This is a genomic window from Nibrella viscosa (assembly GCF_039541875.1).
GTDB lineage: Bacteria > Bacteroidota > Bacteroidia > Cytophagales > Spirosomataceae > Nibrella > Nibrella viscosa.
Genome location: NZ_BAABHB010000005.1, coordinates 45,806 through 70,311, shown reverse-complemented (window position 1 = coordinate 70,311; position 24,506 = coordinate 45,806). Strand labels below are relative to the sequence as shown.

General features: G+C 47.5%; 25 protein-coding genes and 4 tRNA genes. All 29 read left to right on the top strand.

Features of this window, described 5'->3' with window-relative positions:
• The first annotated feature begins 10 nt into the window (after positions 1 to 10).
• Positions 11 to 544: a DUF3341 domain-containing protein gene (locus tag ABD931_RS14115; protein ID WP_345268146.1), complete on the top strand. Its 534-nt coding sequence runs from the start codon at positions 11 to 13 to the stop codon at positions 542 to 544.
• A gap of 12 nt (positions 545 to 556) precedes the next feature.
• Positions 557 to 1,165: a c-type cytochrome gene (locus ABD931_RS14110; protein ID WP_370469322.1), complete on the top strand. Its 609-nt coding sequence runs from the start codon at positions 557 to 559 to the stop codon at positions 1,163 to 1,165.
• Between the two features lie 41 nt (positions 1,166 to 1,206).
• A complete protein-coding gene (locus ABD931_RS14105) occupies positions 1,207 to 2,517 on the top strand; it encodes a quinol:cytochrome C oxidoreductase (RefSeq protein ID WP_345268144.1) in 1,311 nt (436 codons plus the stop codon).
• A gap of 25 nt (positions 2,518 to 2,542) precedes the next feature.
• On the top strand, positions 2,543 to 3,673 hold the full coding sequence (locus tag ABD931_RS14100) for a cytochrome c oxidase subunit II (protein ID WP_345268142.1): 1,131 nt from the start codon (positions 2,543 to 2,545) through the stop codon (positions 3,671 to 3,673).
• A 25-nt stretch (positions 3,674 to 3,698) separates the two neighbouring features.
• Positions 3,699 to 5,582, top strand: a complete 1,884-nt coding sequence (locus ABD931_RS14095; RefSeq protein WP_345268140.1) for a cytochrome c oxidase subunit I — start codon at positions 3,699 to 3,701, stop codon at positions 5,580 to 5,582.
• A complete protein-coding gene (locus tag ABD931_RS14090) occupies positions 5,557 to 6,579 on the top strand; it encodes a COX15/CtaA family protein (protein ID WP_345268138.1) in 1,023 nt (340 codons plus the stop codon). Before ABD931_RS14095 ends, ABD931_RS14090 begins: the two co-directional genes overlap by 26 nt.
• A gap of 3 nt (positions 6,580 to 6,582) precedes the next feature.
• Positions 6,583 to 7,482: a heme o synthase gene (cyoE, locus tag ABD931_RS14085; protein ID WP_345268136.1), complete on the top strand. Its 900-nt coding sequence runs from the start codon at positions 6,583 to 6,585 to the stop codon at positions 7,480 to 7,482.
• A 3-nt stretch (positions 7,483 to 7,485) separates the two neighbouring features.
• A complete protein-coding gene (locus tag ABD931_RS14080; RefSeq protein ID WP_345268134.1) occupies positions 7,486 to 8,079 on the top strand; it encodes a cytochrome c oxidase subunit 3 in 594 nt (197 codons plus the stop codon).
• Between the two features lie 17 nt (positions 8,080 to 8,096).
• Positions 8,097 to 8,879 (top strand): cytochrome c oxidase subunit 3, encoded by a 783-nt coding sequence (locus tag ABD931_RS14075; protein WP_345268132.1) that lies wholly within the window; start codon positions 8,097 to 8,099, stop codon positions 8,877 to 8,879.
• Positions 8,880 to 8,899: 20 nt separating this feature from the next.
• Complete coding sequence (locus ABD931_RS14070; protein ID WP_345268130.1) at positions 8,900 to 9,232, top strand: cytochrome C oxidase subunit IV family protein; 333 nt, start codon at positions 8,900 to 8,902, stop codon at positions 9,230 to 9,232.
• Between the two features lie 149 nt (positions 9,233 to 9,381).
• On the top strand, positions 9,382 to 9,945 hold the full coding sequence (locus tag ABD931_RS14065; protein ID WP_345268128.1) for an SCO family protein: 564 nt from the start codon (positions 9,382 to 9,384) through the stop codon (positions 9,943 to 9,945).
• Between the two features lie 7 nt (positions 9,946 to 9,952).
• Positions 9,953 to 10,495, top strand: a complete 543-nt coding sequence (locus ABD931_RS14060; protein WP_345268126.1) for a DUF420 domain-containing protein — start codon at positions 9,953 to 9,955, stop codon at positions 10,493 to 10,495.
• An 11-nt stretch (positions 10,496 to 10,506) separates the two neighbouring features.
• Positions 10,507 to 10,782, top strand: coding sequence for a CAMCR motif-containing small membrane protein (locus ABD931_RS29440; protein WP_502258373.1), 276 nt, complete (start codon positions 10,507 to 10,509; stop codon positions 10,780 to 10,782).
• A 149-nt stretch (positions 10,783 to 10,931) separates the two neighbouring features.
• Positions 10,932 to 11,528: an RNA polymerase sigma factor gene (locus ABD931_RS14055; protein WP_345268124.1), complete on the top strand. Its 597-nt coding sequence runs from the start codon at positions 10,932 to 10,934 to the stop codon at positions 11,526 to 11,528.
• Positions 11,506 to 12,342 carry a hypothetical protein gene (locus ABD931_RS14050; RefSeq protein WP_345268122.1) on the top strand — a complete coding sequence of 279 codons (837 nt, stop codon included), beginning with the start codon at positions 11,506 to 11,508 and terminating at the stop codon, positions 12,340 to 12,342. Before ABD931_RS14055 ends, ABD931_RS14050 begins: the two co-directional genes overlap by 23 nt.
• 4 nt (positions 12,343 to 12,346) lie before the next feature.
• Entirely contained in the window at positions 12,347 to 13,381 is a 1,035-nt protein-coding gene (locus ABD931_RS14045) for an outer membrane beta-barrel protein (protein ID WP_345268120.1), read from the top strand.
• 173 nt (positions 13,382 to 13,554) lie between these two features.
• Positions 13,555 to 13,640, top strand: a tRNA-Tyr gene (locus ABD931_RS14040).
• Positions 13,641 to 13,710: 70 nt separating this feature from the next.
• Positions 13,711 to 13,783, top strand: a tRNA-Gly gene (locus tag ABD931_RS14035).
• 161 nt (positions 13,784 to 13,944) lie between these two features.
• Positions 13,945 to 14,019 (top strand) — tRNA-Thr (locus ABD931_RS14030).
• Positions 14,020 to 14,147: 128 nt separating this feature from the next.
• A complete protein-coding gene (tuf, locus tag ABD931_RS14025; protein WP_345268118.1) occupies positions 14,148 to 15,335 on the top strand; it encodes an elongation factor Tu in 1,188 nt (395 codons plus the stop codon).
• Positions 15,336 to 15,511: 176 nt separating this feature from the next.
• Positions 15,512 to 15,585, top strand: a tRNA-Trp gene (locus ABD931_RS14020).
• A gap of 13 nt (positions 15,586 to 15,598) precedes the next feature.
• Positions 15,599 to 15,790 carry a preprotein translocase subunit SecE gene (gene secE, locus ABD931_RS14015; RefSeq protein ID WP_345268117.1) on the top strand — a complete coding sequence of 64 codons (192 nt, stop codon included), beginning with the start codon at positions 15,599 to 15,601 and terminating at the stop codon, positions 15,788 to 15,790.
• 24 nt (positions 15,791 to 15,814) lie between these two features.
• Positions 15,815 to 16,372, top strand: a complete 558-nt coding sequence (nusG, locus tag ABD931_RS14010) for a transcription termination/antitermination protein NusG (RefSeq protein ID WP_345268115.1) — start codon at positions 15,815 to 15,817, stop codon at positions 16,370 to 16,372.
• A gap of 85 nt (positions 16,373 to 16,457) precedes the next feature.
• Positions 16,458 to 16,904: a 50S ribosomal protein L11 gene (gene rplK, locus ABD931_RS14005; protein WP_345268113.1), complete on the top strand. Its 447-nt coding sequence runs from the start codon at positions 16,458 to 16,460 to the stop codon at positions 16,902 to 16,904.
• A 27-nt stretch (positions 16,905 to 16,931) separates the two neighbouring features.
• Positions 16,932 to 17,630: a 50S ribosomal protein L1 gene (gene rplA, locus ABD931_RS14000; RefSeq protein WP_345268112.1), complete on the top strand. Its 699-nt coding sequence runs from the start codon at positions 16,932 to 16,934 to the stop codon at positions 17,628 to 17,630.
• Position 17,631: 1 nt separating this feature from the next.
• Positions 17,632 to 18,168 (top strand): 50S ribosomal protein L10, encoded by a 537-nt coding sequence (gene rplJ / locus ABD931_RS13995; protein WP_345268110.1) that lies wholly within the window; start codon positions 17,632 to 17,634, stop codon positions 18,166 to 18,168.
• Between the two features lie 63 nt (positions 18,169 to 18,231).
• Positions 18,232 to 18,615, top strand: a complete 384-nt coding sequence (gene rplL / locus ABD931_RS13990; RefSeq protein ID WP_345268108.1) for a 50S ribosomal protein L7/L12 — start codon at positions 18,232 to 18,234, stop codon at positions 18,613 to 18,615.
• A 211-nt stretch (positions 18,616 to 18,826) separates the two neighbouring features.
• Positions 18,827 to 22,672 (top strand): DNA-directed RNA polymerase subunit beta, encoded by a 3,846-nt coding sequence (rpoB, locus tag ABD931_RS13985; RefSeq protein ID WP_345268106.1) that lies wholly within the window; start codon positions 18,827 to 18,829, stop codon positions 22,670 to 22,672.
• Between the two features lie 83 nt (positions 22,673 to 22,755).
• Positions 22,756 to 24,504 (top strand): hypothetical protein, encoded by a 1,749-nt coding sequence (locus tag ABD931_RS13980; RefSeq protein ID WP_345268104.1) that lies wholly within the window; start codon positions 22,756 to 22,758, stop codon positions 24,502 to 24,504.
• Positions 24,505 to 24,506: the final 2 nt, after the last annotated feature.

Below are 24,506 nucleotides of genomic sequence, written 5' to 3'. Positions count from 1 at the left end.
TAAAGTCATTATGGCTTACACAAACGGTAACGGTAAATTTCTGGTCGGCATCTATGATGACGACGATGTAGTCCTAAAAGCAGTAGTTAAGGTTAAGGAAGCGGGAGTACGCATTCACGAAGTGTATACGCCTTTCCCAATCCACGGGCTGGATGTAGTACTTGGCCACCCACGCACTCGGTTGGGAATCGCAGCATTTCTTTTTGCCCTCTCAGGTACAATTACCGCTCTCCTGCTTACTGCTTATACAGAACGGTTCGACTGGCCAATGATAGTAGGGGGTAAAGACCCTTACTCGTTCCCGGTTTACATTCCTATCATTTTTGAGTTGACGGTTCTTCTTTGTGCCTTAGGGATGGTTGGTACGTTCATCATCTCAAATGGCCTGGGTCCAACGGTTAAGCCGCTGATGTTCGACCTCCGGACAACAGATAACAAATTTGCTATGGCTATCGACCTGAGCAAAAACAAGCTGGCTGAAGGAGATATAGAGAATATCCTGAAACAGTCAGGGGCCGCAGAAGTAAACGTTAAGCAGTTTTAAACCAGGTTTCAAATGATTCGCATAAGACATACAATTCCTGCTTTGGTCTTTGCCGTGGTTACCGTAATGGGTCTTTCCTGTACGAGTAGCCATGACAATACCGGTATGGAATATGCTCCTAATATGTATGATCCGGTTGGGTATGAGCCTTACAAGCAGCTTGAACCCAATAAGATTAATCCTAACGGTTTGAATATGCGCATACCTGCCCGAGGTACGGTAGCGCGTCCCAACTATCATACCATTTTTGGTACAGGCGATAGTGCAGTGAGAGATCTGATGATCTATAACATTCCTAAAGACAGCATTGCCATTGCTGAACAGGTTCTGAGAAACCCTATTCCGCTAAACGATAAGACACTGGAAGAAGGAAAGATTCTGTACAGCCGGTATTGTACGCATTGTCATGGTGAAGCCGGTAAAGGGGATGGTCTGGTTGGTCAGGTATATAAAGGTGTACCTAACTATTCGGTTGGCGACTACGCTACCATGAATGATGGTCATATCTATCATGTCATCACCCACGGTAAGGGTCGTATGTGGCCGCATGGCTCCCAAATGACACCCGAGGAACGCTGGAAAATCGTTCATTATGTTCATAAGCTTCAGCAGGGAGGGTAATTTCTGCTATATAGATTTGAGATAACTGATAAACTTAACTAATGGCATCGGTTCACGCAGCACCATCCGTAGAGGAACAATACGAGTTTACTTCGGAAACCAAACGCCGTCTGCTCATCGGAGGCATAGCGGGTTTAGTTCTGATAGGTTTAGGCGCGTTTTTACTGGCCTCCGGTATTGGAGGTCATGATACGCACGAAATAGCTCCTGAAGCTGCTGAAGCAGCAAGAGGAATAAGTGGGCCACACGAGTTCCACTGGACAACTCGTCTATGGGCTAACATTTGGCTCAATAGTGTATATTTTACCGGATTAGCGGTTGTAGGCATGTTTTTTCTTTCCTATACCTATCTGGCTCAAGCTGGCTGGCATGTAGCCTTTAAGCGAATTCCTGAAGCAATGCCTGCTTTTTTGCCGTTCACGGGTATTATTATGCTCATTACCTTTTTGGTTGCTGGTCATGACTTATTTCATTGGACGCATGGAGAACTCTATGATCCGGCCAATGAGCTTTTTGATCCAATTATTGATGGTAAACGAGGATACCTGAATACGCCATTTTTTCTGATACGGATGGTGCTGTATTTTGCCCTGTGGTATGGTCTCTGGTTTATGCTGCGTAAGCAGTCATTACAGGAAGATGAACTGGGCGGTTTGGATCAGTATAACAAAAGCATTCGGTACGGAACCATTTTTCTGGTGGTATTTGCCGTAACGTCATCAACATCGGCCTGGGATTTTGTGATGTCAATTGATACTCACTGGTTCAGTACGATGTTTGGCTGGTATACACTGGCAAGCTGGCATGTAGCGGGTCTGGCCGTTATTACCCTTACGGTTGTTACCCTGAAAGAGCGGGGTTACCTGCAAGCCGTGAACGCAAGTCATCTGCACGATTTGGGCAAGTTTGTTTTTGCATTCAGTATCTTCTGGACGTATGTCTGGTTTGCCCAATTCATGCTGATTTACTATGCCAACCTGCCCGAAGAGATTATCTATTATGAGGAGCGGTTTAGCGGCTTTGGTGGCATCTATAAGATTCCATTTTTTATCAATGTTTTCTTAAACTTTGCCTTTCCATTCCTTGTTCTAATGACAAGAGACGCAAAGCGTACGCACATCTTCCTCAAGATTGCCTGCTGGGGCGTAATCATTGGTCACTACTTTGATTTTTACAACAATATCATGCCTGGTACAGTAGGTGAACACGGTGGTTTTGGCCCTCTGGAATTTGGTATGATTCTGCTCTTTGCCTGTGCCTTTATCTGGTCGGTAGCAAACCAGTTGACTAAAGCGAATCTGGTACCGGTAAACCACCCTATGCTGGAGGAAACGGTACACCACGATATTTAATCCCGGTTGTTAATCAAGTAGCATTATGGTTTATATTGTTGGTTTATTATCACTTGTTTTTCTTGTACTGACTATCCTCGTCATTGCGAGACTGTCCAAAGTACTCAGAGGGGTAAATGGAGCGACTCCTGCTGTGGAAGACACTGGTAGTCGTGTTGATCTCTTTAGCAACCGTATCAACGGGGCTATGTTCATTGTGTTCCTTGTTACAGGAATAATTGGTATTGTCTGGTCTTTTCTACATGCTCAGCAATATTTCTTGCCTGAAGCATCTTCACCACACGGGCGTCGGGTAGATGGTCTGTTCTGGCTATCGATGGCCATTGTCACGGCTGCGTTTGTGATCACAAACGCATTGCTCTTCTACTTCGCCTGGAAATACCAGTACCGGGAAGGCAAGCGGGCTACTTACTACCCGGAAAACCACAAATTGGAGTTGATCTGGACGGTAATTCCGGCGGTGGTAATGGCGTTGCTCGTATTCACCGGCTGGAGAGCCTGGCGCGACATTATGTCGGAAGCACCGGCTGATTCAATGATGTATGAAATAGTGGGCAAGCAGTTTAACTGGATCATTCACTATCCAGGTGCCGACGATAATAAGCTGGGGGCCTTTAACTATAAGTTGATTGACAATAACAACGAGTTAGGATTGGACTTCTCAGATGCAGCTACTTTCGATGATTTCACATCGACTACAGAATTGCACATTCCGGTGAACAAACCCATTCTGTTGAAAATTCGGGCTCGTGATGTACTCCACAGCGTATTTATCCCCCACATGCGGGTGAAGATGGATGCGGTTCCGGGTATGCCGACCCGCTTCTGGTTCGTTGCCGATAAAACAACGGATGAAATGCGGAATCTGCTTAACAACCAGGATTTTACGTATGAGATAGCCTGCACTGAGGTTTGTGGTCGGGGCCACTTTTCTATGCGCATCCGGTTAATTGTTGAGGATGAAGATTCTTACAATAAGTGGGTTTCAGAACAGAAGCCTCTGCTGACCACATTCCCCGAGTATGCATCCCGTATACCGGATAATCTGAAAGGAAAAGCAGCTAAATATTTGCCGGAAGCGGCTCCTGCTGAGAATACAACAGCCGCAACAATGGTAGAAGGTGGTGGGGCTGCCGCAAGTGCCTCTTTACATTAATCTGAACTGATAAACGTAACATAATATGGCAACTGTAGAGACTAATCTGACGAGCTCAGTCCATGTCGAAGAACATGAACATCACGAGCCGCAGAGTTTCTGGAGAAAGTATATTTTCTCGGAAGACCACAAAACAATTGCTAAGCAGTACCTGATTTCCGGAATATTCTGGGCCGTAATTGGAATTAGCTTTTCCGTTATATTCCGGCTTCAGCTTGGCTTTCCGGGAATTAAGCTTGAGTTCCTTCGGCCTATCCTGGGTCATTATCTGAATGAGAGCGGTAATCTAGATCCTGATTTCTACCTGGCTCTGGTGACAATGCACGGCACCATCATGGTATTCTTTGTTCTGACTGCCGGTTTGAGTGGTACCTTTAGTAACTTCCTGATTCCCCTACAGGTGGGGGCCCGCGATATGGCTTCCGGCTTCCTGAATATGCTTTCATACTGGTTCTTCTTCTTAGCCAGTGTAATCATGTTTGCTTCCCTATTCCTGGAATCAGGACCGGCTGCCGGTGGCTGGGTAGTGTACCCACCGTTGAGTGCGTTGCCGCAGGCCCACAAAGGCTCAGAACTGGGTATGACGCTATGGCTGGTGAGTATGGCTCTGTTTATCGTATCTCAGTTGTTGGGTGGTATCAACTATATCACTACGGTAATTAACCTGAGAACCCGTGGTATGTCGTTCAGCAAACTTCCTCTTACAATATGGGCGTTTTTCCTGACGGCTGTTCTGGGTTTAATTTCATTTCCGGTTTTATTATCGGCCGCTTTGTTGTTAATTTTTGACCGGAGCTTTGGAACGAGCTTTTATCTGTCAGAAATTTTTATCAACGGCGAAGCGCTACCAAACGTAGGTGGTAGCCCGATTCTGTTCCAGCACCTTTTTTGGTTCCTGGGTCACCCGGAAGTATATATTGTGATGCTGCCGGCTCTGGGTATTACCTCAGAGATTATTGCGGTTAACTCACGTAAGCCAATCTTCGGCTATCGTGCCATGATAGCCTCAATGTTAGGTATTGCGTTTTTGGCGTTTATTGTGTGGGCGCACCACATGTTTGTAACGGGTATGAACCCATTCCTGGGCTCTATATTCATGTTCCTGACGCTAATTATTGCAGTTCCTTCTGCAGTAAAAGCCTTCAATTACATCACTACCCTATGGAGAGGTAATCTGCGGTTCACCCCGGCTATGCTGTTCTCTATTGGTTTGGTATCGTTCTTTATTTCAGGTGGTGTAACGGGTATCATATTGGGTAATAGTGCGCTGGATATTCAACTACACGATACCTATTTTGTAGTGGCGCACTTTCACCTGGTGATGGGTGCGTCGTCGGCGTTCGGTCTGCTGGCTGGTGTATACCAGTGGTTTCCGAAGATGTTTGGTCGGATGATGAACGAGAAACTGGGATATATTCACTTCTGGTTTACGTTTATTGGTATCTACATGGTGTTCTTCCCAATGCATTATATTGGTATTGCAGGTTTCCCCCGCCGGTATTATGCATTTACCAGCTATGAGTTTACGAAAAATGTCTTTAGCGACTTGAACAGCTTTGTGACCATTGCGGCTATTATTACCTTTAGCGCGCAGTTCCTGTTCCTGTTCAATTTTATTTATAGCATGTTCAGAGGCCGCCGGTCACCACAGAACCCCTGGAAAGCTAATACGCTGGAGTGGACTGCGCCGATTAATCCGGGTCACGGTAACTGGCCGGGCGAGATTCCGGCGGTATACCGCTGGCCGTATGACTATAGTAAGCCGGGTGCCAAAGAGGACTTTATTCCTCAGAACGTGCCGTACTCTCAGACTCCTGAATCCAACCTTCCGCATGAGAACGAGTTGATTGCTTTGGAGAAAGAGATTGAGGCCCAAAACTTCAATGATCAATTCAAACAACCTCACTAATACAAGTGACCGTCTGTTCCGGAGACTGGCGCTGCTGACTGTTGTTGTAATTTACCTACTGATTCTGGTAGGAGGAATAGTCAGAAGCACCGGTTCCGGAATGGGCTGTCCGGACTGGCCGAAATGCTTCGGCCAATGGGTGCCGCCCACCGACGTATCCCAATTACCCCCTAATTATCAGGAGATTTACAGCCATCGGGGATACGCCAACACATCGTTCAATGTGGTGAAAACCTGGACGGAGTATCTGAACCGCCTGCTTGGCGTGTTTACTGGGTTTTTTATCTTTCTTACTTTTCTGGCTTCTTTACGGTATCGTAAACACGATTTTCCGGTAACTGCTCTTAGCTTTCTGGCTTTTATACTAGTAGGTGTTCAGGGGTGGCTTGGGGCTGTGGTGGTTTCGAGTGTGCTTACGCCCTGGATAATCACACTTCATATGCTGCTGGCCATTGTCATCGTTGGTATGCTGCTGTATGTCACCGCCAGAACGTATGCTGCGCATGTTCAAATTGCTACGATTCAAAACAAGGCTAACCTGAATCGCTGGCTGGCTATTAGTACTTTGCTGTTGTTGGCCCAGGTATTACTGGGAACTCAGGTTCGTGAAGCCGTTGACCATATTGGTGGTCAAATTGGTGAGCAGGCCCGACAGCTTTGGGTTGAGAACCTGGGCCTGAGCTTTTATATTCACCGGTCATTCTCGCTCCTGGTGTTCGGTGCCCAGCTCTACTGGTTAATCAAGTTCAAGACGCAGAAGACTAATACCGGTGTAATCGCTTTGCTGGCTAATTGGGTAATTGTTCTGCTCGGAGTTGAAATCATCACGGGGGCCATTATGGCGTACTTCGCTATACCTACCTTTTTACAACCGGTGCATCTTACCCTGGCAATAGTGGCGTTGGGAATCCAATTTGTGCTTCTATTGTTACTGAATAAAGAGTACCTGTTCCCTGCGAGACGGTATGCAGGGGTAAAATCTGGAGAAGCGGTTTAGGTTATGATTATGGTAGAGGAGCAAGTTGAATCGTCGCAGATACGGTGGAGAGCTCAGTTAAAGGCTTATGTTGAACTGCTAAAGCTTCGGCTTTCAGTCATTGTCGGCTTTTCGGGGGCTATCGGGTACCTATTAGCTGCTAAACAACCATATGATTTTGGCAAGGTTTTGCTATTTACGCTTAGCGGACTGCTGATTACCGGAGCAGCCAATGCAACGAATCAGGTGCTGGAGGTGGAGTTGGATAAGCTGATGAAGCGAACAGGCACTCGTCCACTACCATCAGGGCGGTTAAGTAAACGAAATGCTCAGATTTTTATAGCGGCTTTATTGTTTTTTGGGCTTACCATTCAAACTATATTTTACAATCCGCTGGCGGCTGCTCTTTCGTTTCTTTCTTTTTTCCTGTACGGCTACGTATACACACCCCTGAAGCGGGTAGGGCCTGTTGCTGTATTTGTTGGTGCCATTCCCGGAGCGCTACCCCCCCTAATTGGCTGGGTAGCTTCCAGTGGAATAATTAACCTGGAGGCATTGGTTATTTTTGCGGTTCAATTTGTGTGGCAGTTCCCTCACTTCTGGGCTATAGCCTGGGTGCTGGATGATGATTATAAAAAAGCTGGATTCCGGTTATTGCCGTTGAATCGTACCAAATCATTCGAAACTGCACTCTTGGTAATGCTGTTTACTATGGTATTGCTACCGCTGAGTATTTTACCCACTCAATTAGGTTTGACGGGGCTTACGGCAGCCTGGATAGCTACCATTTTCGGCATACTCTTCCTATACCTGAATTACAGATTGGTAAAAAACGGCAGTGATAAAGCCGCGCGGCTATTAATGTTCGGCTCCTTTATTTATTTGCCAGTTGTTCAAATAGCTTACGTTTTAGACAAAATATAACGTATGAAAGAAGAAATAGAAAGCGTGAAGTGGGTACAGGAAGAGCCGGAAGAGACGCTTTCAATGAATCCACGTAAGTTTATCCTGTGGTTGTTCATTGTCAGCATCATTATGCTATTTGCCGCTATGACCAGTGCTTATCTGGTCCGGCGGGCAGAGGGTAACTGGCTTGAGTATGACATACCGGCTGTATTCAGCTATAGCACTGTTGTTTTGGTCATTAGTAGTCTGACTATGCATTGGGCACTTCTGGCTGCAAAAAAAGATAACTTTACCAGCCTGAAAATAGCAATATCTGTTACTTTTGCATTCGGAATTGCCTTTTTGGTGATGCAATTTGAAGGTTGGAAAAGCCTGGTTGCTCAGGATGTGTATTTTGTGGGTAACCCGGCCGGCTCGTTTATGTATGTATTTACGGGTCTTCACGCCTTTCACTTGATCACGGGACTTTTGGTGCTGCTGTTTGCCCTTAGGGCTACGTTTCGGCTAAAAGTTCATGCCAAAAGCCTGGAGCAGATCGAGATTTGTGCAGCTTATTGGCATTTTCTGGATATTCTGTGGTTGTATTTATTTTTCTTCTTAGTTTACTTTCATTGATAATTAGACTCTGACGCATGGCGGCTACTGCAACGACTGACGCAACAACGACATTCGACAAAAAGACCTGGATGGGCGGTGTTGAGCCGATGAACGCCAGCTACGGCAAGCTGATGATGTGGTTTTTTCTCATCTCGGATACGTTCACCTTCTCGGCCCTGCTTGTTACCTATGGCTTAATCCGATTTAGTTATCCGGCCTGGGACCCGGCCATTCACGGCGAAATCTTCCAGTTTTCTAACCTGTACTGGCCTATCCCTGAAAAAGTGTACAATTCCGTGCCTTTTTTCCATGGAGTTGAATTGCCGCTCGTTTTTGTGGGCTTAATGACCTTCATCCTTATCTTTAGTAGTGTAACTATGGTTTTGGCGGTTGAGGCCGGCCATCGTCGGGATCGGGCGGATGTAGAAAAATATATGCTGTGGACAATTCTGGGTGGTCTTACCTTTTTGGGTAGCCAGGCTTGGGAGTGGTCGCACTTTATTCACGGTACAGATAAGGGAACAGTTGTTCGCGAACTGGTAAGTGGTGAGTGGATACAGCGCACCATTTTTGGAGCTAATCTGATCGAAAACCAGTATGGTCCGCCGGCCTTTGCCGACCTGTTCTTTTTTATTACAGGTTTCCACGGCACCCACGTTCTTAGTGGTGTTGTACTGAACATCCTGATTTTTTACCGTACAGCTACCGGCCTGTATGATCGCCGGGGCCACTATGAAATGGTTGAAAAAGTAGGTCTGTACTGGCACTTTGTCGATCTGGTTTGGGTATTCGTCTTTACGTTCTTTTATCTGGTATAAGCTCAGAAGCATAACATTTTATGGCTGGTCATCATAACCCTGAATTTGACAATCATAGCGGAACAGATGTAAATCCACCGCAAACCGCTATTATCTGGCGTACGTTCTGGATCCTGGCTGGAATCACAGCACTAGAGTTCCTCATTGCGTTTACAATGCCTGCCGGAACGTTGCGTATAGCAATCTTCTGTGGGATGACGATTGTAAAGGCATTCTACATTGTGGGTGAATTCATGCACCTGAAGCACGAGGTTAAAAGTTTAATTTGGTCAATTTTGTTGCCTTGTTTGTTTGTTGTTTGGCTCCTTGTAGCCTTGCTGGTCGAAGGCGGCAGTATTTTTGGACTTAGGTAATTATGTTTAAATCGTGGAAAGCCGGGACGCTGCTGCTTGTACTGCTGGTCCCGGCTTTACTGTTTATTTTTTTGAAGCTTTTTGGGCGTAACCACTTTACTCTGCCCAAATACATTCCCCGTATTGATTCTACAACAGGCGAGCCGCTAATGCGGAAGCAAGTTAATTTGAAAGGGGAAAACGTGATAGATACTGTCTTTCATACAGTCCCCGGCTTTCGGCTCACAGACCAAAACGACAAAGCGGTTGATCAATCTGTTACCAAAGGTAAGATTCACGTTGCCGATTTTTTCTTTACCCGTTGCGGTACCATTTGCCCAAAGCTTTCGTCGCAGCTTACCCGTGTTCAGGATATTTTTCGCGATAATCCGGATCTGGTCTTTTTGTCATTTTCGGTAGACCCGGAGCACGATAGCCCGGAGAAGCTGCAGGCCTATGCCCGCAAGTATGAAGCGATTCCGGGAAAGTGGTATTTCCTCACAGGCGACAAAGCGCAAATTTATAATATGGCGCAGCGAGGGTACTTTTTACCCGTTGTCGATCACGGAGTTAGTTATGGTAAGCCCGACGAAACTTTTATCCATAGCGAGAAGTTGGTATTGGTAGACAAGGAAGGGTATATCAGAGGGTTTTACGACGGAACAGATCCCGAAGATGTAGACCGGCTGATACTTGAAATCCGCGTTTTACTGGACATGTACAAAACTCAGTAACCCACCTATGGAAACTGTTTTAATTAGCAAACAGAAAAAAGCAAATCAACTTATCAACATTTTGGCGGTTGCCATTCCGGTTGCGGTAGCCGTCCTGTTAGGTATCCGTCAGAAGGTTGATTTGGGTAGCTGGACTACCTACCTGCCCCATCTGAACGGCATTATCAATTCACTGACTGCTATTCTGTTAATGGCCGGATTGTATTTTATTCGGCAAAAGAACATTGCCGCCCACCGTCTAACTATGCTTATGGCCTTTGTACTGGGGTCGGTTTTCCTGGTTAGTTATGTACTCTACCACCTCTCGAACGAGTCGACAGCTTTCGGAGGTGAAGGATGGATACGGCCGGTGTATTACTTCCTGCTGATTTCGCACATTGTCTTGTCGGTGGTAGTTGTTTGGTTTGTACTGCGGGCGTTGTATTATGCGTTGTCGGGGCAGTACGCACAGCACCGGCGGGTGGTGAAATGGGCGTACCCAATCTGGTTGTATGTGAGCATCACCGGCGTAGTTGTTTACCTGATGATTGCACCGTATTACACTCATTAATCAAAACAGGTATGAAGGGTTGGAAACTAGTAGCAGCCGTTGCCGTATTAGTGTTAATAGCACCGGAACTGATGGCGCAGTGCGCGATGTGTCGCGGCTCAGTGGAGAGTACGGTCAGTAACGGTCGTAGCGTTGTGGCCTCAAACCTTAATACAGGTATTCTGTATCTGTTGGCCGTACCTTATCTGATGGTGGCCGCCATTGCCTATTTATGGTACAGAAATAGCAGGAAAGAACACGAACAGCGCCTTGCTGTTATGAGTAGGGTGAAACGGGCACTCTCATAAGTGTGTAGAATCGGAGCTTTACAAAAGTTAAATAGAAGGGGGCCTTAGGGCCCCTATTTTTGTTACCTTCATTATTTATCAAAAATTTTAGGTAGCCGTGCAACCTCAGCAGTACCTTGTATCATCTTGTAGATGATTAGCACGCAGGCATGATGCGAATTCTACCATTCTTTACAACCGAAAGTCAGTTCGTCAAGGCACTTCAGCGGGGCGAAAGCCGGGCGCAGAAAGTTGTGTACGAAAAATACGCAGCCCGGATGCTCGCCGTTTGCACCCGCTACGTGGCAAACCGGGCTGATGCGGAGGAGGTAATGATTGATGGTTTCATGCGGGTGTTCGAGAAAATCCAGCAGTTTCGGGAAGATGGTAGTCTGGAAGGCTGGATACGGCGAATCATGGTTACCGAATCGCTGATGTATCTGCGCCGGACTAAAGCCTGGCGGCAGGAAATATCGATAGATGATGTAGCCGAGGAGCCGGATTACCAATGGGCCGATGACGCTTTGAACGCCGGGGAGTTGCTGCGACTGGTTAGCCAGCTACCCGATGGCTATCGAACTGTATTCAACCTGTACGCCATTGAAGGATATACCCATGCCGAGATAGCCGAGATGCTGGGCATAACCGAAAGTACGTCGAAGTCCCAGTTACACCGGGCAAGGGCCTTACTCCAGCAAAATTTAAAGAAACTAGAGGAACAGATACGTGTAAACAACAGCCATTATGCAAAAGCATCCCATAGATGAATTGTTTGGCCGCAAACTGGAAGAGGCATCCTTAAAACCCAACGCTGATGCCTGGGCACGACTTCAGGCGCGACAGGGAACGCAGATGCGCCCCGTTGCTGTCTGGTGGTATGCCTCAGCCGCAGCCTGCCTGCTGCTGATTGGCTTGGCCGGCTACTGGGTTTGGCAAACTAATGTAGATACTGCACAGAAGCCGGCAATTGCCAACCGAGAGGCCAAACCGCAACTTCGAACAGAACAATCGCTGCCGAAAGAGAAACCTCAAAAATCAGAAAGCCGAGATACAGGTGAAACGGCTATTGCCTCTGTAGAATCCAAAGTGGATAAAAAGGCAGCGAATATAGCTCATGCTTCACCAAATTTGCCAAAAGCGCCGGTGGAAATAGGGAAACAGGAGGTAACACAACCGGATAATACGTCAGGTACAACCGAATCGGAACCAGTAGTTATTGCTAAGGTCACTCCCGTGCCTTCTCAGGAGGTAAGCCCTGCACCGCCCACGGCTGAGGAAAAAACGCTGGTGGTTCAGCTTGTTCCCCCGCAGAAGATGCTTAGCCCGGCGGCTAAAGAGCCAGAGCCACAAATAAGTCTTGCAGAGCAAACAGGTAAAAAGAAACGGACCAAAGTAAGTCGTATTCTCCACCAGTTAAATAACCTTCGGGAAGGTGAGCCTATCGACTGGCAGGAGGTAGGTGTACAGCCGGGCGCCCTACTGGCTAAAGCCACTAAAACTGTGGACGAAAGTCGGGAGAAAATTGCTGACTCGTATGAGAATATACGGTCTAACACCTTTAAGAAAAACGCAGAAAAATAAGAACATGAAATATATTCTCACCACCGCCTTATTACTTTTGATGAGCCGATGGGCAGCCGCTGCTATAGCTACTCCGGCCGACTCATTAGTCATCCTGTTCGGTAACAAGACCCGTCTGGTCATCCACTCTGATGATAAGAATGGTATTCGTCAGCTCTCCAATTACGACATCAATAAGCTCATTTCTGAAATGGGGCTGATGATGGACAGCACCGACAGTCGTGAGAAATACCTGGTAATCGACGAAAAGAGCACACAACGCTATTTACGGGATACTGTAATTGTTATAACCCGCAAAGACGGCAAAGTAACGGTTACTGTAAAAGATCGCGACAAACAGAGTAAAGTTGAACGGAAAGACGAGAGCAAAGATGGCACTGATGCGGACAGAGAATACCGACGAAATCAGGAACGTCGCCGGCGGGCAAACTGGAATCTGAATATTGAAGGAGTTGGGATTGGGTTGAACGGCCTAATCCAGAAAACATCGAGTCCTGCCTACTCGTCCGAAGCCTATGAACTACGACCAATTGGCTCCCGGTATGTCAGCCTGGGTGTAGGGCAGATGCCGACTGTTGTGCGGGGAAAAACGGCTTCACTCCGGTTGTACTATGCACTGGAAGTCTCCTGGAATAACTTTATGTTTGAACAGGACAATATTGCAGTAAAAACGCCTACCGGTGTAGCCTTTGTGGATGCGGGCCGGGACCTGAAGAAAAGCAAATTAACAGTGACAACCATTAACATACCATTTGTGCCACGCGTGACGTTTTACAGCTCAAGTGGTCGCAAACTCTTTCATCTGGGTGCCGGGGTATACGGCGGCTACCGAATCGACAGCTACACCAAGATAAAAGAACTGAACAACAATAAAGAGCGCAACCACTCAAACTTTTACCTGAACAACTTTCGGTACGGCCTTATCGCTCATTTAGGAATCGCTAAAACCAACTTTTTTGTAAAGTACGACTTAAATCCTTTGTTCAGACCTGGCTATGGTCCAGATGTCAGAGCTATTAGTTTTGGCATAGGCCTTTAAAAAGGAATAACTTTAGTAATGTGAGACCGCTCCAGGCAGAGGAGCGGTCTCTTTTTGATAACAGGTCAGGAAATAATTTTAGGATAGATGTTGACAAGAAGCCAAAACCGTGTAATTTTGCAACTCCAAACGGGCGGGCAGCCCAAAAGCGTTCTTTAACAGGTTAATTTTTCGGGGAGTTTCCAGAGTGGCCAAATGGATCAGACTGTAAATCTGCTGGCGTATGCCTTCGGAGGTTCGAATCCTCCACTCCCCACCAAAGTCTTCAGTAGGCAGTTCTCAGTAAGCAATTTTCTGCACACTGAATACTGTCAACTGCCGACTAAGAAGCGGGAGTAGCTCAGTTGGTAGAGCGGCAGCCTTCCAAGCTGCAGGTCGCGGGTTCGAGACTCGTCTCCCGCTCAAGAGTAAGGCCATAGCGGCAGCCTTCCAAGCTGCAGGTTGCGGCCAGGGTGGCGGTCCACTTCGAGACTCGTCTCCCGCTCGGAGCAAATAGAATAATGTACAATGAATAGTGGGGTAATCATGTTCATTCTGCATTGTTCGTTATGCATTACAAACAAGCCTTCTTAGCTCAGTGGTAGAGCACTTCCTTGGTAAGGAAGAGGTCGTCGGTTCAAATCCGATAGAAGGCTCCAAGCCGTCAAACTGATAAGGATGTCCAGGGTGACCCGGCTTTACAGATAAGTGTCCCTATGGGCACTTTCTTCATAATAGGCAAATTCATCCAAAAACCAATTACAGTTCACTTAAGCGTTTTTTAAACATGGCAAAAGAAACTTTTGACCGTTCAAAACCGCACGTAAACATCGGTACGATCGGTCACGTTGACCACGGTAAAACGACGTTGACGGCTGCCATTACAAAAGTGCTGGCCGAAAAGGGTCTGGCCGAGAAAAGAGACTTCTCTTCTATTGACAACGCCCCTGAAGAAAAAGAGCGTGGTATTACCATCAATACCTCTCACGTAGAATATCAGACAGCTAACCGTCACTATGCACACGTTGACTGCCCTGGTCACGCCGACTATGTGAAGAACATGGTTACGGGTGCGGCTCAGATGGACGGTGCTATCCTGGTAGTTGCCGCTACTGACGGTCCGATGCCCCAAACTCGGGAGCACATCCTGCTCGCTCGTCAGGTAGGTGTACCTCAGCTGGTTGTCTTCATGAACAAAGTCGACATGGTAGACGATCCGGAACTGTTGGAACTGGTAGAAATGGAAATTCGCGAACTGCTGAGCTTCTACGATTTCGACGGCGACAACATCCCGGTTATTCAGGGTTCTGCCCTGGGTGGTCTGAATGGTGACTCTAAGTGGGTATCAACGATTGAAGAGCTGATGGATGCGGTTGACAGCTTTATTCCGCTGCCTCCTCGTCAGACCGATCTGCCGTTCCTGATGCCGGTTGAAGACGTGTTCTCAATCACCGGTCGTGGTACGGTTGCTACCGGCCGTATTGAGCGTGGTGTTATCAACTCAGGTGACCCGGTAGAAATTCTGGGTATGGGTGCAGAAAACCTGAAGTCAGTTGTAACAGGTGTTGAAATGTTCCGGAAGATTCTGGACCGTGGCGAAGCCGGTGACAACGTGGGTTTGCTGCTCCGTGGTATTGAAAAAACCGACATTCGTCGGGGTATGGTAATCTGTAAGCCAGGCTCGGTAACTCCGCACGCCAAATTCAAGGCTGAGGTATACGTACTGTCGAAGGAAGAAGGTGGCCGTCATACGCCGTTCTTCAACAAATACCGTCCGCAGTTTTACTTCCGTACCACAGACGTAACGGGTGAAATCACGCTGCCGGCCAACGTAGAAATGGTTATGCCGGGCGATAACATCACGATTGAAGTGACGCTGATCAACAAAATCGCGATGGAAAAAGGTCTTCGGTTTGCTATTCGTGAAGGTGGCCGTACCGTAGGTGCCGGTCAGGTAACGGAGATTCTTGACTAAGTAATTAGCTGAAAACAAATGCATTTCTCTCGGGGAATGCATTTGTTTTTTCTGAATATTGCGTATCTTTGCAGTCCGAAATCGGAAGATTGGATACTGGGCGCAGGACATTAGACTAAAGAGTTAATGTTATTACGGGTCTAATGTCCTGCGTCTACTATCAAAAAATCGTATATACGGGTGTAGTTCAAGGGTAGAATAGCGGTCTCCAAAACCGTTGATGGGAGTTCGAATCTCTCCACCCGTGCCAATCTCCTTAACACATGGACAAGGTAACCTCGTTTCTGAAGCACTCCTGGGAGGAAGTTCAGCATAACGTGACTTGGCCTAAATTCACAGATCTACAGTCAAGCTCTACGCTGGTACTGGTAGCATCGTTGATTTTTGCGCTTTTAGTCGGGTTAATTGATTATTTATTTGAAAACGGATTAAACGCCTTTTATCAGTCATTCTGATAGGGGGAGTTTTAGCAAGTAGCGATGAGCAGTGGTATAAACTGGTACGTGATTCGGGCAGTTGCCGGGCAGGAGAAGAAAATTAAATCCTACCTGGACAACGAGATCATTAGACAGGGCTTAGGCGAAGTAATTCCGCAGGTGCTTATTCCGTCGGAAAAGGTGTACGAAATGCGTAATGGTAAGAAGCGCGTGCGGGAAAAGACATTTTTTCCCGGATACATCCTCGTCTCGGCTGATTTGTCTAATGGCGAAGCGCTGCACCTGATTACCAGTATGCCGGGCGTTTTGGGCTTTCTGGGTAACACCAGTGGCAACTCCAAAATACCGGTCCCGCTCCGTCAGGCCGAGGTGAATCGGATTCTAGGTAAGGTAAACGAAGAAACGCAGGAAGCGGCTTCGCCAACATTATCTTACCTGAAAGGTGAGTCTGTCAAAGTGGTTGATGGTCCGTTCAGCGGATTTATCGGCACCGTTGAAGAAGTATTCGACGAACGGAAGAAACTGAACGTCGTTGTTAAAATATTTGGCCGGAATACACCGGTAGAGCTGAGTTACGCACAAGTAGAAAAAGAGAGTTGATGCACATTTGGCTGAGAGGTCCTGTTGTTTTTGCTTCCCATTGAAGACGCAGTGACTGGTTAGGCTGAAGCAACAAAGGAAAACAATGGCAAAAGAAGTAGCTGGCTACGTAAAGTTGCAGGTGAAAGGCGGACAGGCTAACCCGTCTCCTCCGATCGGTCCGGCGCTGGGTTCCAAGGGTTTGAATATCATGGAATTCTGCAAGCAGTTTAACGGACGTACGCAGGAAAAAATGGGCATGGTACTGCCGGTGCTGATTACATATTATAAAGATAAGTCTTTTGATTTTGTAATTAAAACACCTCCTGCACCGATTATGCTGATGGAAGCGGCTAAGCTGAAAGGTGGTTCAGCGCAGCCAAACCGCAACAAAGTTGGCTCAGTAACGTGGGATCAGGTTCGCACTATCGCAGAAACGAAAATGCCGGATCTGAACGCTTTCACGGTTGAGTCGGCAATGAAGATGGTGGCCGGAACGGCCCGGAGTATGGGTATAACGGTGACTGGCGCAGCACCCTGGGATAACCAATAAGCGGCTTGCCGATAGCATTAAAGACAAATGGCAAAGTTAACTAAGAAACAAAAGGAAGCTCAATCGAAATTTGATGCAGCGAAGGAGTACTCGCTGCAGCAGGCGGCCGAAATCCTGAAAGAGATTTCGTACACCAAATTCGATGCCTCCGTAGATATCGATGTCCGGCTGGGCGTTGATCCCCGCAAAGCGGACCAGATGGTCCGTGGGGTCGCCACACTGCCGCATGGTACCGGTAAGCAGGTACGGGTACTGGTGCTGTGTACGCCGGACAAAGAAGCTGAAGCAAAAGAAGCCGGGGCCGATTACGTAGGACTTGACGACTATATTCAGAAAATCGAACAAGGCTGGACCGACGTTGACGTCATCATCACGATGCCGAACGTTATGGCCAAAGTTGGTAAACTGGGTCGTATTTTGGGTCCGCGTGGTCTGATGCCTAACCCCAAGTCGGGTACCGTAACGCTGGAAGTGGGTAAAGCTGTCCGCGAAGTAAAAGCAGGTAAGATTGACTTTAAAGTCGACAAGTTTGGTATTATCCATACCAGTGTCGGTAAGGTGTCGTTTACGCCGGATAAATTGGCAGAAAACGCTCAGGAAGTCATTTCTACCCTGATGCGCCTGAAGCCGTCGTCGGCTAAAGGTACGTATGTGAAGTCGATTCATTTGTCGAGTACAATGAGTCCTAGTGTAGACATCGACAAAGCCACCGTTGCGGGAATATAATATGACAAGGGAGGAAAAAGCGGTCATTATTGAAGAACTGAGTCAGAAGTTTCAGACGACTCCGTACTTCTATATCACAGATGCCAGCGGCATGTCTGTTGATGAGGTAAACAAGCTCCGCAGAATGTGTTTCGAGCGGGGTATCGAATACCGGGTTGTTAAGAATACCCTGATCAAAAAGGCACTGGAGTCTCTGGACGCCGACTATGCTTCGTTCAACGATGGCGTACTGAAGGGCTTTTCGGGGGTGATGTTTCATCCGGAATCAGGTAAGGCACCGGCTCAGTTGATTAAGGAATACCGCAAGACGGTAAACACTAAGCTGCAACTGAAAGGTGCTTCTGTAGACTATAGCTTATTTATCGGTGCCGATCAGCTCGATACGCTCATCTCACTGAAGAGCAAAAACGAACTCATTGGCGACGTTATCGGTCTGCTGCAATCTCCGGCTAAAAATGTTATTTCTGGCCTGCAGAGTGGTGGCAATAAATTGGCCGGCATATTGAAAACGCTGTCGGAGCGTGAAGAAGCTGCTTGACAGCCCCTTTCCGGCAAAGAATAATTAATCAAATCGTATCACAACCTAATCAAGAATACTAAAATGGCAGATTTAAAAGCGTTCGCTGAGCAGCTTGTAAGCCTGACGGTAAAAGAAGTTAATGAACTGGCAGCTATCCTGAAGGATGAGTATGGCATCGAGCCCGCAGCCGCAGCTCCAGTAATGGTAGCCGGTGGTGGCGGAGGTGGCGAAGCGGCCGCAGCAGCTCCCGAGAAAACCTCGTTCGATGTTGTCCTGAAAAGCGCCGGCGCAGCTAAACTGGCTGTGGTGAAGCTGGTGAAAGACCTGACTGGTCTGGGTCTGAAGGAAGCTAAAGAACTGGTTGACAACGCTCCGAAGCCGGTGAAAGAAGGCGTTGCTAAAGACGAAGCCGAAGCGCTGAGAAAGCAACTGGAAGAAGCTGGTGCTGAAGTAGAAGTTAAATAAGCATCGCTCCTGGATACATTGCTCCAAGCAGGGTAGGCCTGGCTTTCGCCAGGTCTTTTCCTGTTTGGAGACTTTTATTGTTGAGGCTCCGGAAATAAACTTATTTCCTGTAAACTGTGTTCTCCGTAAAGCCCAAGTACGGACGCGCTCATCTAATCGATCACTCAACTAAATGCAGACAGCTTTGGCTAATAACGCAAACACCAATAATATGCGCAAAAATTTTGCGACGATTCAGCCAGTGATCGAATATCCGGACTTTCTGGATGTTCAAGTCAAATCATTTAAAGATTTTTTCCAGCTTGATACGCCTTCAGACCACCGTTCACAGGAAGGTCTGTTTAAAGTGTTTCAGGAAAACTTCCCAATCTCTGACTCCCGCGAAAACTTCGTACTGGAGTTCATTGATTATTCTGTCGATCCTCCTAAATACTCGGTTGACGAATGTATCGACCGGGGCTTAACCTATTCCGTCCCTCTCAAGGCTAAGTTGCGGTTGTCGTGTAACGACCCGGATAACGAAGACTTTGAAACCATTGAGCAGGAGGTCTTTTTAGGAAATATCCCGTATATGACCGAAAAAGGCTCGTTCGTCATTAACGGGGCGGAGCGGGTAATTGTTTCGCAGTTGCACCGGTCGCCGGGCGTGTTCTTCTCCATGAGCAAGCACACTAATGGTACTAAGCTATACTCTGCACGTATCATTCCGTTCAAAGGCTCCTGGATTGAATTTTCTACCGACGTGAATAACGTCATGTACGCATACATCGACCGGAAGAAGAAGTTTCCGGTAACGACGTTGCTGCGGGCAATTGGTTTCGGCTCAGATAAAGAGATCCTGGACTTGTTCGGTCTATCGGAAGAGCTTCCGGCTACCCCGGCTAACCTGAAGAAGGCTATTGGCCGGCGGTTGGCTGCACGGGTGCTACGTACCTGGACGGAAGACTTCGTGGATGAAGATACAGGTGAAGTAGTATCCATCAGCCGGAATGAAGTATTGCTGGAGCGTGACTCGGTAATCTCAGTTGACGATATTGATGTAATTATGGATTCTGGTCAGAAGTCAATCATCCTGCACAAGGAAGATATGAACGTCTCTGACTACAATATCATTTATAATACACTTCAGAAAGATAGCTCTAATTCGGAGAAAGAAGCGGTTGAGCAGATCTACCGCCAACTCCGGAATACGGAGGCACCAGACGAGCAAACCGCTCGTGAAATCATTCAGAACCTCTTCTTTAGCGATAAGCGCTATGACCTGGGTGATGTAGGTCGCTACCGGATTAATAAAAAACTAGGCCTGGAAGTGGCTGCTGATACGAAGGTACTGACCACAGAAGATATTGTGTCGATTGTGAAGTACCTGATTGGTCTGATTAACTCCAAGGCTGTTGTCGATGATATCGACCACCTCAGCAACCGCCGTGTCCGGACCGTAGGTGAACAGTTATATGCACAGTTCGGCGTGGGTCTGGCTCGTATGGCCCGAACTATCAAGGAGCGGATGAACGTGCGGGATAATGAAGATTTCAAGCCGGTTGATCTGATCAATGCCCGGACGCTGTCCTCGGTTATCAACTCGTTCTTCGGTACCAACCAGTTGTCACAGTTTATGGACCAGACCAACCCGCTGGCCGAGATCACCCACAAGCGTCGGATGTCGGCACTTGGACCGGGCGGTCTGTCGCGGGAGCGGGCCGGTTTTGAAGTTCGTGACGTACACTACACGCACTACGGGCGTCTGTGTACCATCGAAACGCCGGAAGGTCCGAATATCGGTCTGATTTCGTCACTCTGCGTTTACGCCAAAGTAAACAGCATGGGCTTTATTGAAACGCCGTACCGGGTTATCGAAAACGGTAAGGTAGCGGTAGAAAAGCCGGTGATGTACCTGACTGCCGAAGAAGAAGATGCCCACTACATCGCTCAGGCCAACTCGGGTGTCGATAACTCGGGTAACTTCAGTGTCGATCGTCTGAAAGCTCGTTTTGAGGGAGACTTCCCGATGGCCGAGCCGTCGAACGTGTCGTTTATGGATATTGCCCCCAACCAGATTGTATCGGTGGCGGCTTCGCTGATTCCGTTCCTGGAGCACGATGATGCCAACCGGGCTCTGATGGGTTCAAACATGCAACGTCAGGCGGTACCGCTGCTTCGTCCACAGGCTCCAATCGTCGGAACCGGGCTGGAAGGTCGCGTCGCTGTCGACTCACGCGCCCTGATCATAGCGGAAGCTGACGGCATTATCGAGTTTGTTGATTCTACCAAAATCGTGGTGCGCTATGATCTGGAAGAAGATCAACGTATCGTGAGCTTTGACGAAGATCTGAAGACCTATAACCTGATCAAGTTCCGCCGGACTAACCAGGATACCTGTATTAACCTGAAGCCAATCGTGCTGAAAAACCAGAAGGTAAAGAAAGGTGAGGTGCTGTGCGAAGGCTATGCGACTGAGAAAGGCGAACTGGCCCTTGGTCGGAACATGAAAGTGGCTTTTATGCCCTGGCAGGGGTATAACTTTGAGGATGCTATTGTAATCTCAGAGCGTGTGGTACGCGAAGATATTTTCACATCAATCCATATTGAGGAATTTGAGCTGGAAGTTCGCGATACCAAGCGGGGTGAAGAAGAATTGACTTCTGAAATTCCTAACGTAAGCGAAGAGACTGTTCGCAACCTGGACGAAAGCGGTATTGTACGGGTCGGTACAGAAGTGAAGGAAGGTGATATTCTGATTGGCAAGATTACGCCAAAAGGAGAGAGCGACCCAACTCCGGAAGAAAAACTGCTCCGTGCCATTTTCGGCGACAAAGCCGGTGATGTGAAGGATGCTTCCAAGAAGGCACCGCCATCGCTGAAAGGGGTCGTCATTGACACTAAACTGTTCTCCCGTCCATCAAAGGAAGACCGGGGTAAGCACAAAGAGGAAATTAAAGTCCTCATGAAGCGTTACAGTCGTGAACTGAACGGTTTCCGGGATCGGATGGTCGAGAAGCTGGTTACCTTGCTGGAAGGGAAAACCAGTCAGGGTATCAAGCATAAGTTTGGCGATGAGGTGATGAGTAAAGGCGTGAAGTTCAACCGTAAGAACATTACTGATAACCTCTTCCCGGATCGAAACCCGTACCGCGACGAAAGCAGCTACTCCGTGCCGGAAGAAGTGAACCTGCTGGGTGATTTGGTGATTGAGGGCTGGACCGACGATTATCACACAAACCAGTTAATCGTTAAGCTGATCAAGAACTATAATACGCGCCGGAACGAGATTACCGGCCGCTTTAAGCGTGAGCGCTTTACCCTGGAGGTAGGTGACGAGCTGCCGGCAGGTATCGTTAAACTGGCGAAAGTTTACATCGCCAAGAAGCGCAAGTTGAAAGTAGGGGACAAAATGGCTGGTCGTCACGGTAACAAAGGCGTTGTTGCCCGGATCGTGCGCGACGAAGATATGCCGTTTCTGGAAGACGGAACGCCGGTTGACATCGTTTTGAACCCGCTTGGGGTACCTTCCCGGATGAACCTGGGTCAGATTTACGAGACCGTATTGGCCTGGGCTGGTCAGAAATTAGGCCGCAAGTACGCCACGCCGATCTTCGACGGAGCTACTGAAGCTCAGGTGTCTGCCGAGCTTGCTGCCGCAGGACTGCCTGAGTACGGCCGCACGTACCTATACAACGGTCTGACCGGAGAGCGTTTTGACCAGCCGGTGACGGTGGGGATCATCTATATGCTGAAACTGGGTCACCTGGTTGATGATAAGATGCATGCCCGTTCAATTGGCCCGTACTCGCTCATTACGCAGCAGCCGCTGGGTGGTAAGGCGCAGTTCGGTGGTCAGCGCTTCGGTGAAATGGAAGTATGGGCACTGGAAGCCTTCGGTGCATCACATATTCTTCAGGAGATTCTGACGGTGAAGTCGGACGACGTTGTTGGCCGGGCTAAGGCTTACGAAGCTATTGTAAAAGGCGAGAACCTGCCGAAGCCGAACATACCGGAATCGTTTAACGTACTGGTACACGAGCTTCGCGGTCTTGCCCTGGAGATTACAATGGATTAAGGCAATGAGTGTACCGGGTGGTGAGGAACACATCACCACCCGGTCATATTCTTGTTTATTTTATAGACGAATACCGATACTTGATGCTGGCTACTCAGAGATTGGTAAAAAAAGATACAAGTACAGGACTGCTAATTGGGTCGTTGGGGCTATATGTTCTCGCTTTCTATACGTATGTATCTGCATCCATTCAAAATTTACCAACCTGGGACGATCTCCACTTTTTAGAGTGGTTAGTACGATTCAATGCGGAGCCACTATTTAGTAAGAAGCTGAGTCTGCTGTTTGAGCCGCATGCGGAGCATATAATTCTGACGGGGCGGCTAATGACCATAGGGTTTGCGGCCATTACCCATCCGTTTAGCATTTATTTGTTTACGCTGGTTCATACTTTATGGCTACTGATTATACCTGTTGTTCTTTGGCGGTTTTATCAGAAAGAGCAAGTAGCGGCTTACCATATTGCTGTACCGGTTGTGCTGCTGTTTTCGTTACACTATTACCAGGCTGTGCTGATGATGGGATGCTTTAATCATACTATGATGTTTGGATTGAGCATTGCCGTTATTTATTTACTGGCTTATCGTTCCGATACCAGATCGCTACTGCTGGCTATGGGATTGAGCCTTATTTTGCTGTTTGCAAATTCAGGAGCGGCTACTCTTCTGCTGATCGGAATTGGGGCGTTGCTCTTAAAAGGAGACTGGAAGTACTTACGCAAATGGAGCGCTTTCACCGTGGTAACGCTGATTGTGTTTTTCGCTATTTATCAGAAGCCATCCTGGACAGCCCAGTTCTCGGTAAACAAGTTGGTTGCCGAGAGCAGCTTGTATTTTAAGGGATTTTTTGGGCTGATTGGTGGCGTCTTTTCCTTTTTGCTGAATCCGCTGGCGCATTCCTTTGTAGGGAGTGAATCCTTTGGTTTCCCATTTCAATACTCAGTTTTTGCGCTGATAGCCGGCCTTCTGATAGTTGCCATAACAGGGTCGTATGCAGCCTATATGGTGTTCTCTTTTTTTCGTAAGGGACCCTTATCTGCCGGTAATGTTTTTTTAACTGCTTTAATTGGCCTTCTGTTTTGCTTAACCTTGTCCGCTACGCTGTTTCGGTTAAATGGGCCGCCAACGCTGATGGGCTTATTTGTAAGTCGCTATAAGCTGCAGTCTATTCTGCTGCTTATTTGTTCATATACAATTCTGGTTAAGTGTTGGCAAAGCAAACCAGCAGAAAAACTCATGTGGGCTGTAGGCCTGTCTGGTGCCCTATTGTTGAGTGTTTTCTCATTTGTAGAATACTTTGTGCCAAGCCAGAATTTCAATAAAGCTCATTACGCGGCTACATTGACATGGATGGCTGGCTCAGCCAGGTCTCAGTATTTCCCGGAAGGCGGGGTTAGTGAGATTGCCCGGCGTTACTGGCACAAAATAATTGAAGCAGATATTTACCAGGTTCCTGACGTAGCTAAACAAATTCAGCGTAAGTTTTTACAAAATAAGGATAAAGCAACAGAGGGTATTGACGGATGGCAAATTCAACAATTACCTGATCAAAGTATTATCCTGAGTAATCCAGATGTAGTTACAACCAGTTACTGGGGCGCTAATGGAAATTATATAGTGACCTGGAATTTACGTACCGCATCCTGGGATTGGTTAGTCGCATCACCGGAACGAAACTCTGTTTCTCAACTGCTGAAGAAGGGAAACTGGCTGAAACCAGGCGTAAAGCTCTGGCTCAATGCGGGCTGGTTGGATGAGATAAATTCAAATGAGTGTTTTTTAGTAACGGTTCATAACGATTCCGTGAATGTTAGTCGCATACAAATTGTTTAATA

What these genes read in the sequence shown, in the direction of transcription:
- rplL (WP_345268108.1), top strand. Translation starts at nt 18,232, where the DNA reads ATGGCAGATTTAAAAGCGTTCGCTGAGCAGCTTGTAAGCCTGACGGTA.
- rplA (WP_345268112.1), top strand. Translation starts at nt 16,932, where the DNA reads ATGGCAAAGTTAACTAAGAAACAAAAGGAAGCTCAATCGAAATTTGAT.
- rplJ (WP_345268110.1), top strand. Translation starts at nt 17,632, where the DNA reads ATGACAAGGGAGGAAAAAGCGGTCATTATTGAAGAACTGAGTCAGAAG.
- ABD931_RS14045 (WP_345268120.1), top strand. Translation starts at nt 12,347, where the DNA reads ATGAAATATATTCTCACCACCGCCTTATTACTTTTGATGAGCCGATGG.
- ABD931_RS29440 (WP_502258373.1), top strand. Translation starts at nt 10,507, where the DNA reads ATGAAGGGTTGGAAACTAGTAGCAGCCGTTGCCGTATTAGTGTTAATA.
- ABD931_RS14060 (WP_345268126.1), top strand. Translation starts at nt 9,953, where the DNA reads ATGGAAACTGTTTTAATTAGCAAACAGAAAAAAGCAAATCAACTTATC.
- ABD931_RS14105 (WP_345268144.1), top strand. Translation starts at nt 1,207, where the DNA reads ATGGCATCGGTTCACGCAGCACCATCCGTAGAGGAACAATACGAGTTT.
- ABD931_RS14075 (WP_345268132.1), top strand. Translation starts at nt 8,097, where the DNA reads ATGGCGGCTACTGCAACGACTGACGCAACAACGACATTCGACAAAAAG.
- ABD931_RS13980 (WP_345268104.1), top strand. Translation starts at nt 22,756, where the DNA reads ATGCTGGCTACTCAGAGATTGGTAAAAAAAGATACAAGTACAGGACTG.
- ABD931_RS14110 (WP_370469322.1), top strand. Translation starts at nt 557, where the DNA reads ATGATTCGCATAAGACATACAATTCCTGCTTTGGTCTTTGCCGTGGTT.
- rplK (WP_345268113.1), top strand. Translation starts at nt 16,458, where the DNA reads ATGGCAAAAGAAGTAGCTGGCTACGTAAAGTTGCAGGTGAAAGGCGGA.
- cyoE (WP_345268136.1), top strand. Translation starts at nt 6,583, where the DNA reads ATGATTATGGTAGAGGAGCAAGTTGAATCGTCGCAGATACGGTGGAGA.
- ABD931_RS14080 (WP_345268134.1), top strand. Translation starts at nt 7,486, where the DNA reads ATGAAAGAAGAAATAGAAAGCGTGAAGTGGGTACAGGAAGAGCCGGAA.
- nusG (WP_345268115.1), top strand. Translation starts at nt 15,815, where the DNA reads ATGAGCAGTGGTATAAACTGGTACGTGATTCGGGCAGTTGCCGGGCAG.
- ABD931_RS14070 (WP_345268130.1), top strand. Translation starts at nt 8,900, where the DNA reads ATGGCTGGTCATCATAACCCTGAATTTGACAATCATAGCGGAACAGAT.
- rpoB (WP_345268106.1), top strand. Translation starts at nt 18,827, where the DNA reads ATGCGCAAAAATTTTGCGACGATTCAGCCAGTGATCGAATATCCGGAC.
- ABD931_RS14095 (WP_345268140.1), top strand. Translation starts at nt 3,699, where the DNA reads ATGGCAACTGTAGAGACTAATCTGACGAGCTCAGTCCATGTCGAAGAA.
- ABD931_RS14090 (WP_345268138.1), top strand. Translation starts at nt 5,557, where the DNA reads ATGATCAATTCAAACAACCTCACTAATACAAGTGACCGTCTGTTCCGG.
- ABD931_RS14065 (WP_345268128.1), top strand. Translation starts at nt 9,382, where the DNA reads ATGCGGAAGCAAGTTAATTTGAAAGGGGAAAACGTGATAGATACTGTC.
- ABD931_RS14115 (WP_345268146.1), top strand. Translation starts at nt 11, where the DNA reads ATGGCTTACACAAACGGTAACGGTAAATTTCTGGTCGGCATCTATGAT.
- ABD931_RS14100 (WP_345268142.1), top strand. Translation starts at nt 2,543, where the DNA reads ATGGTTTATATTGTTGGTTTATTATCACTTGTTTTTCTTGTACTGACT.
- secE (WP_345268117.1), top strand. Translation starts at nt 15,599, where the DNA reads ATGGACAAGGTAACCTCGTTTCTGAAGCACTCCTGGGAGGAAGTTCAG.
- ABD931_RS14055 (WP_345268124.1), top strand. Translation starts at nt 10,932, where the DNA reads ATGATGCGAATTCTACCATTCTTTACAACCGAAAGTCAGTTCGTCAAG.
- ABD931_RS14050 (WP_345268122.1), top strand. Translation starts at nt 11,506, where the DNA reads ATGCAAAAGCATCCCATAGATGAATTGTTTGGCCGCAAACTGGAAGAG.
- tuf (WP_345268118.1), top strand. Translation starts at nt 14,148, where the DNA reads ATGGCAAAAGAAACTTTTGACCGTTCAAAACCGCACGTAAACATCGGT.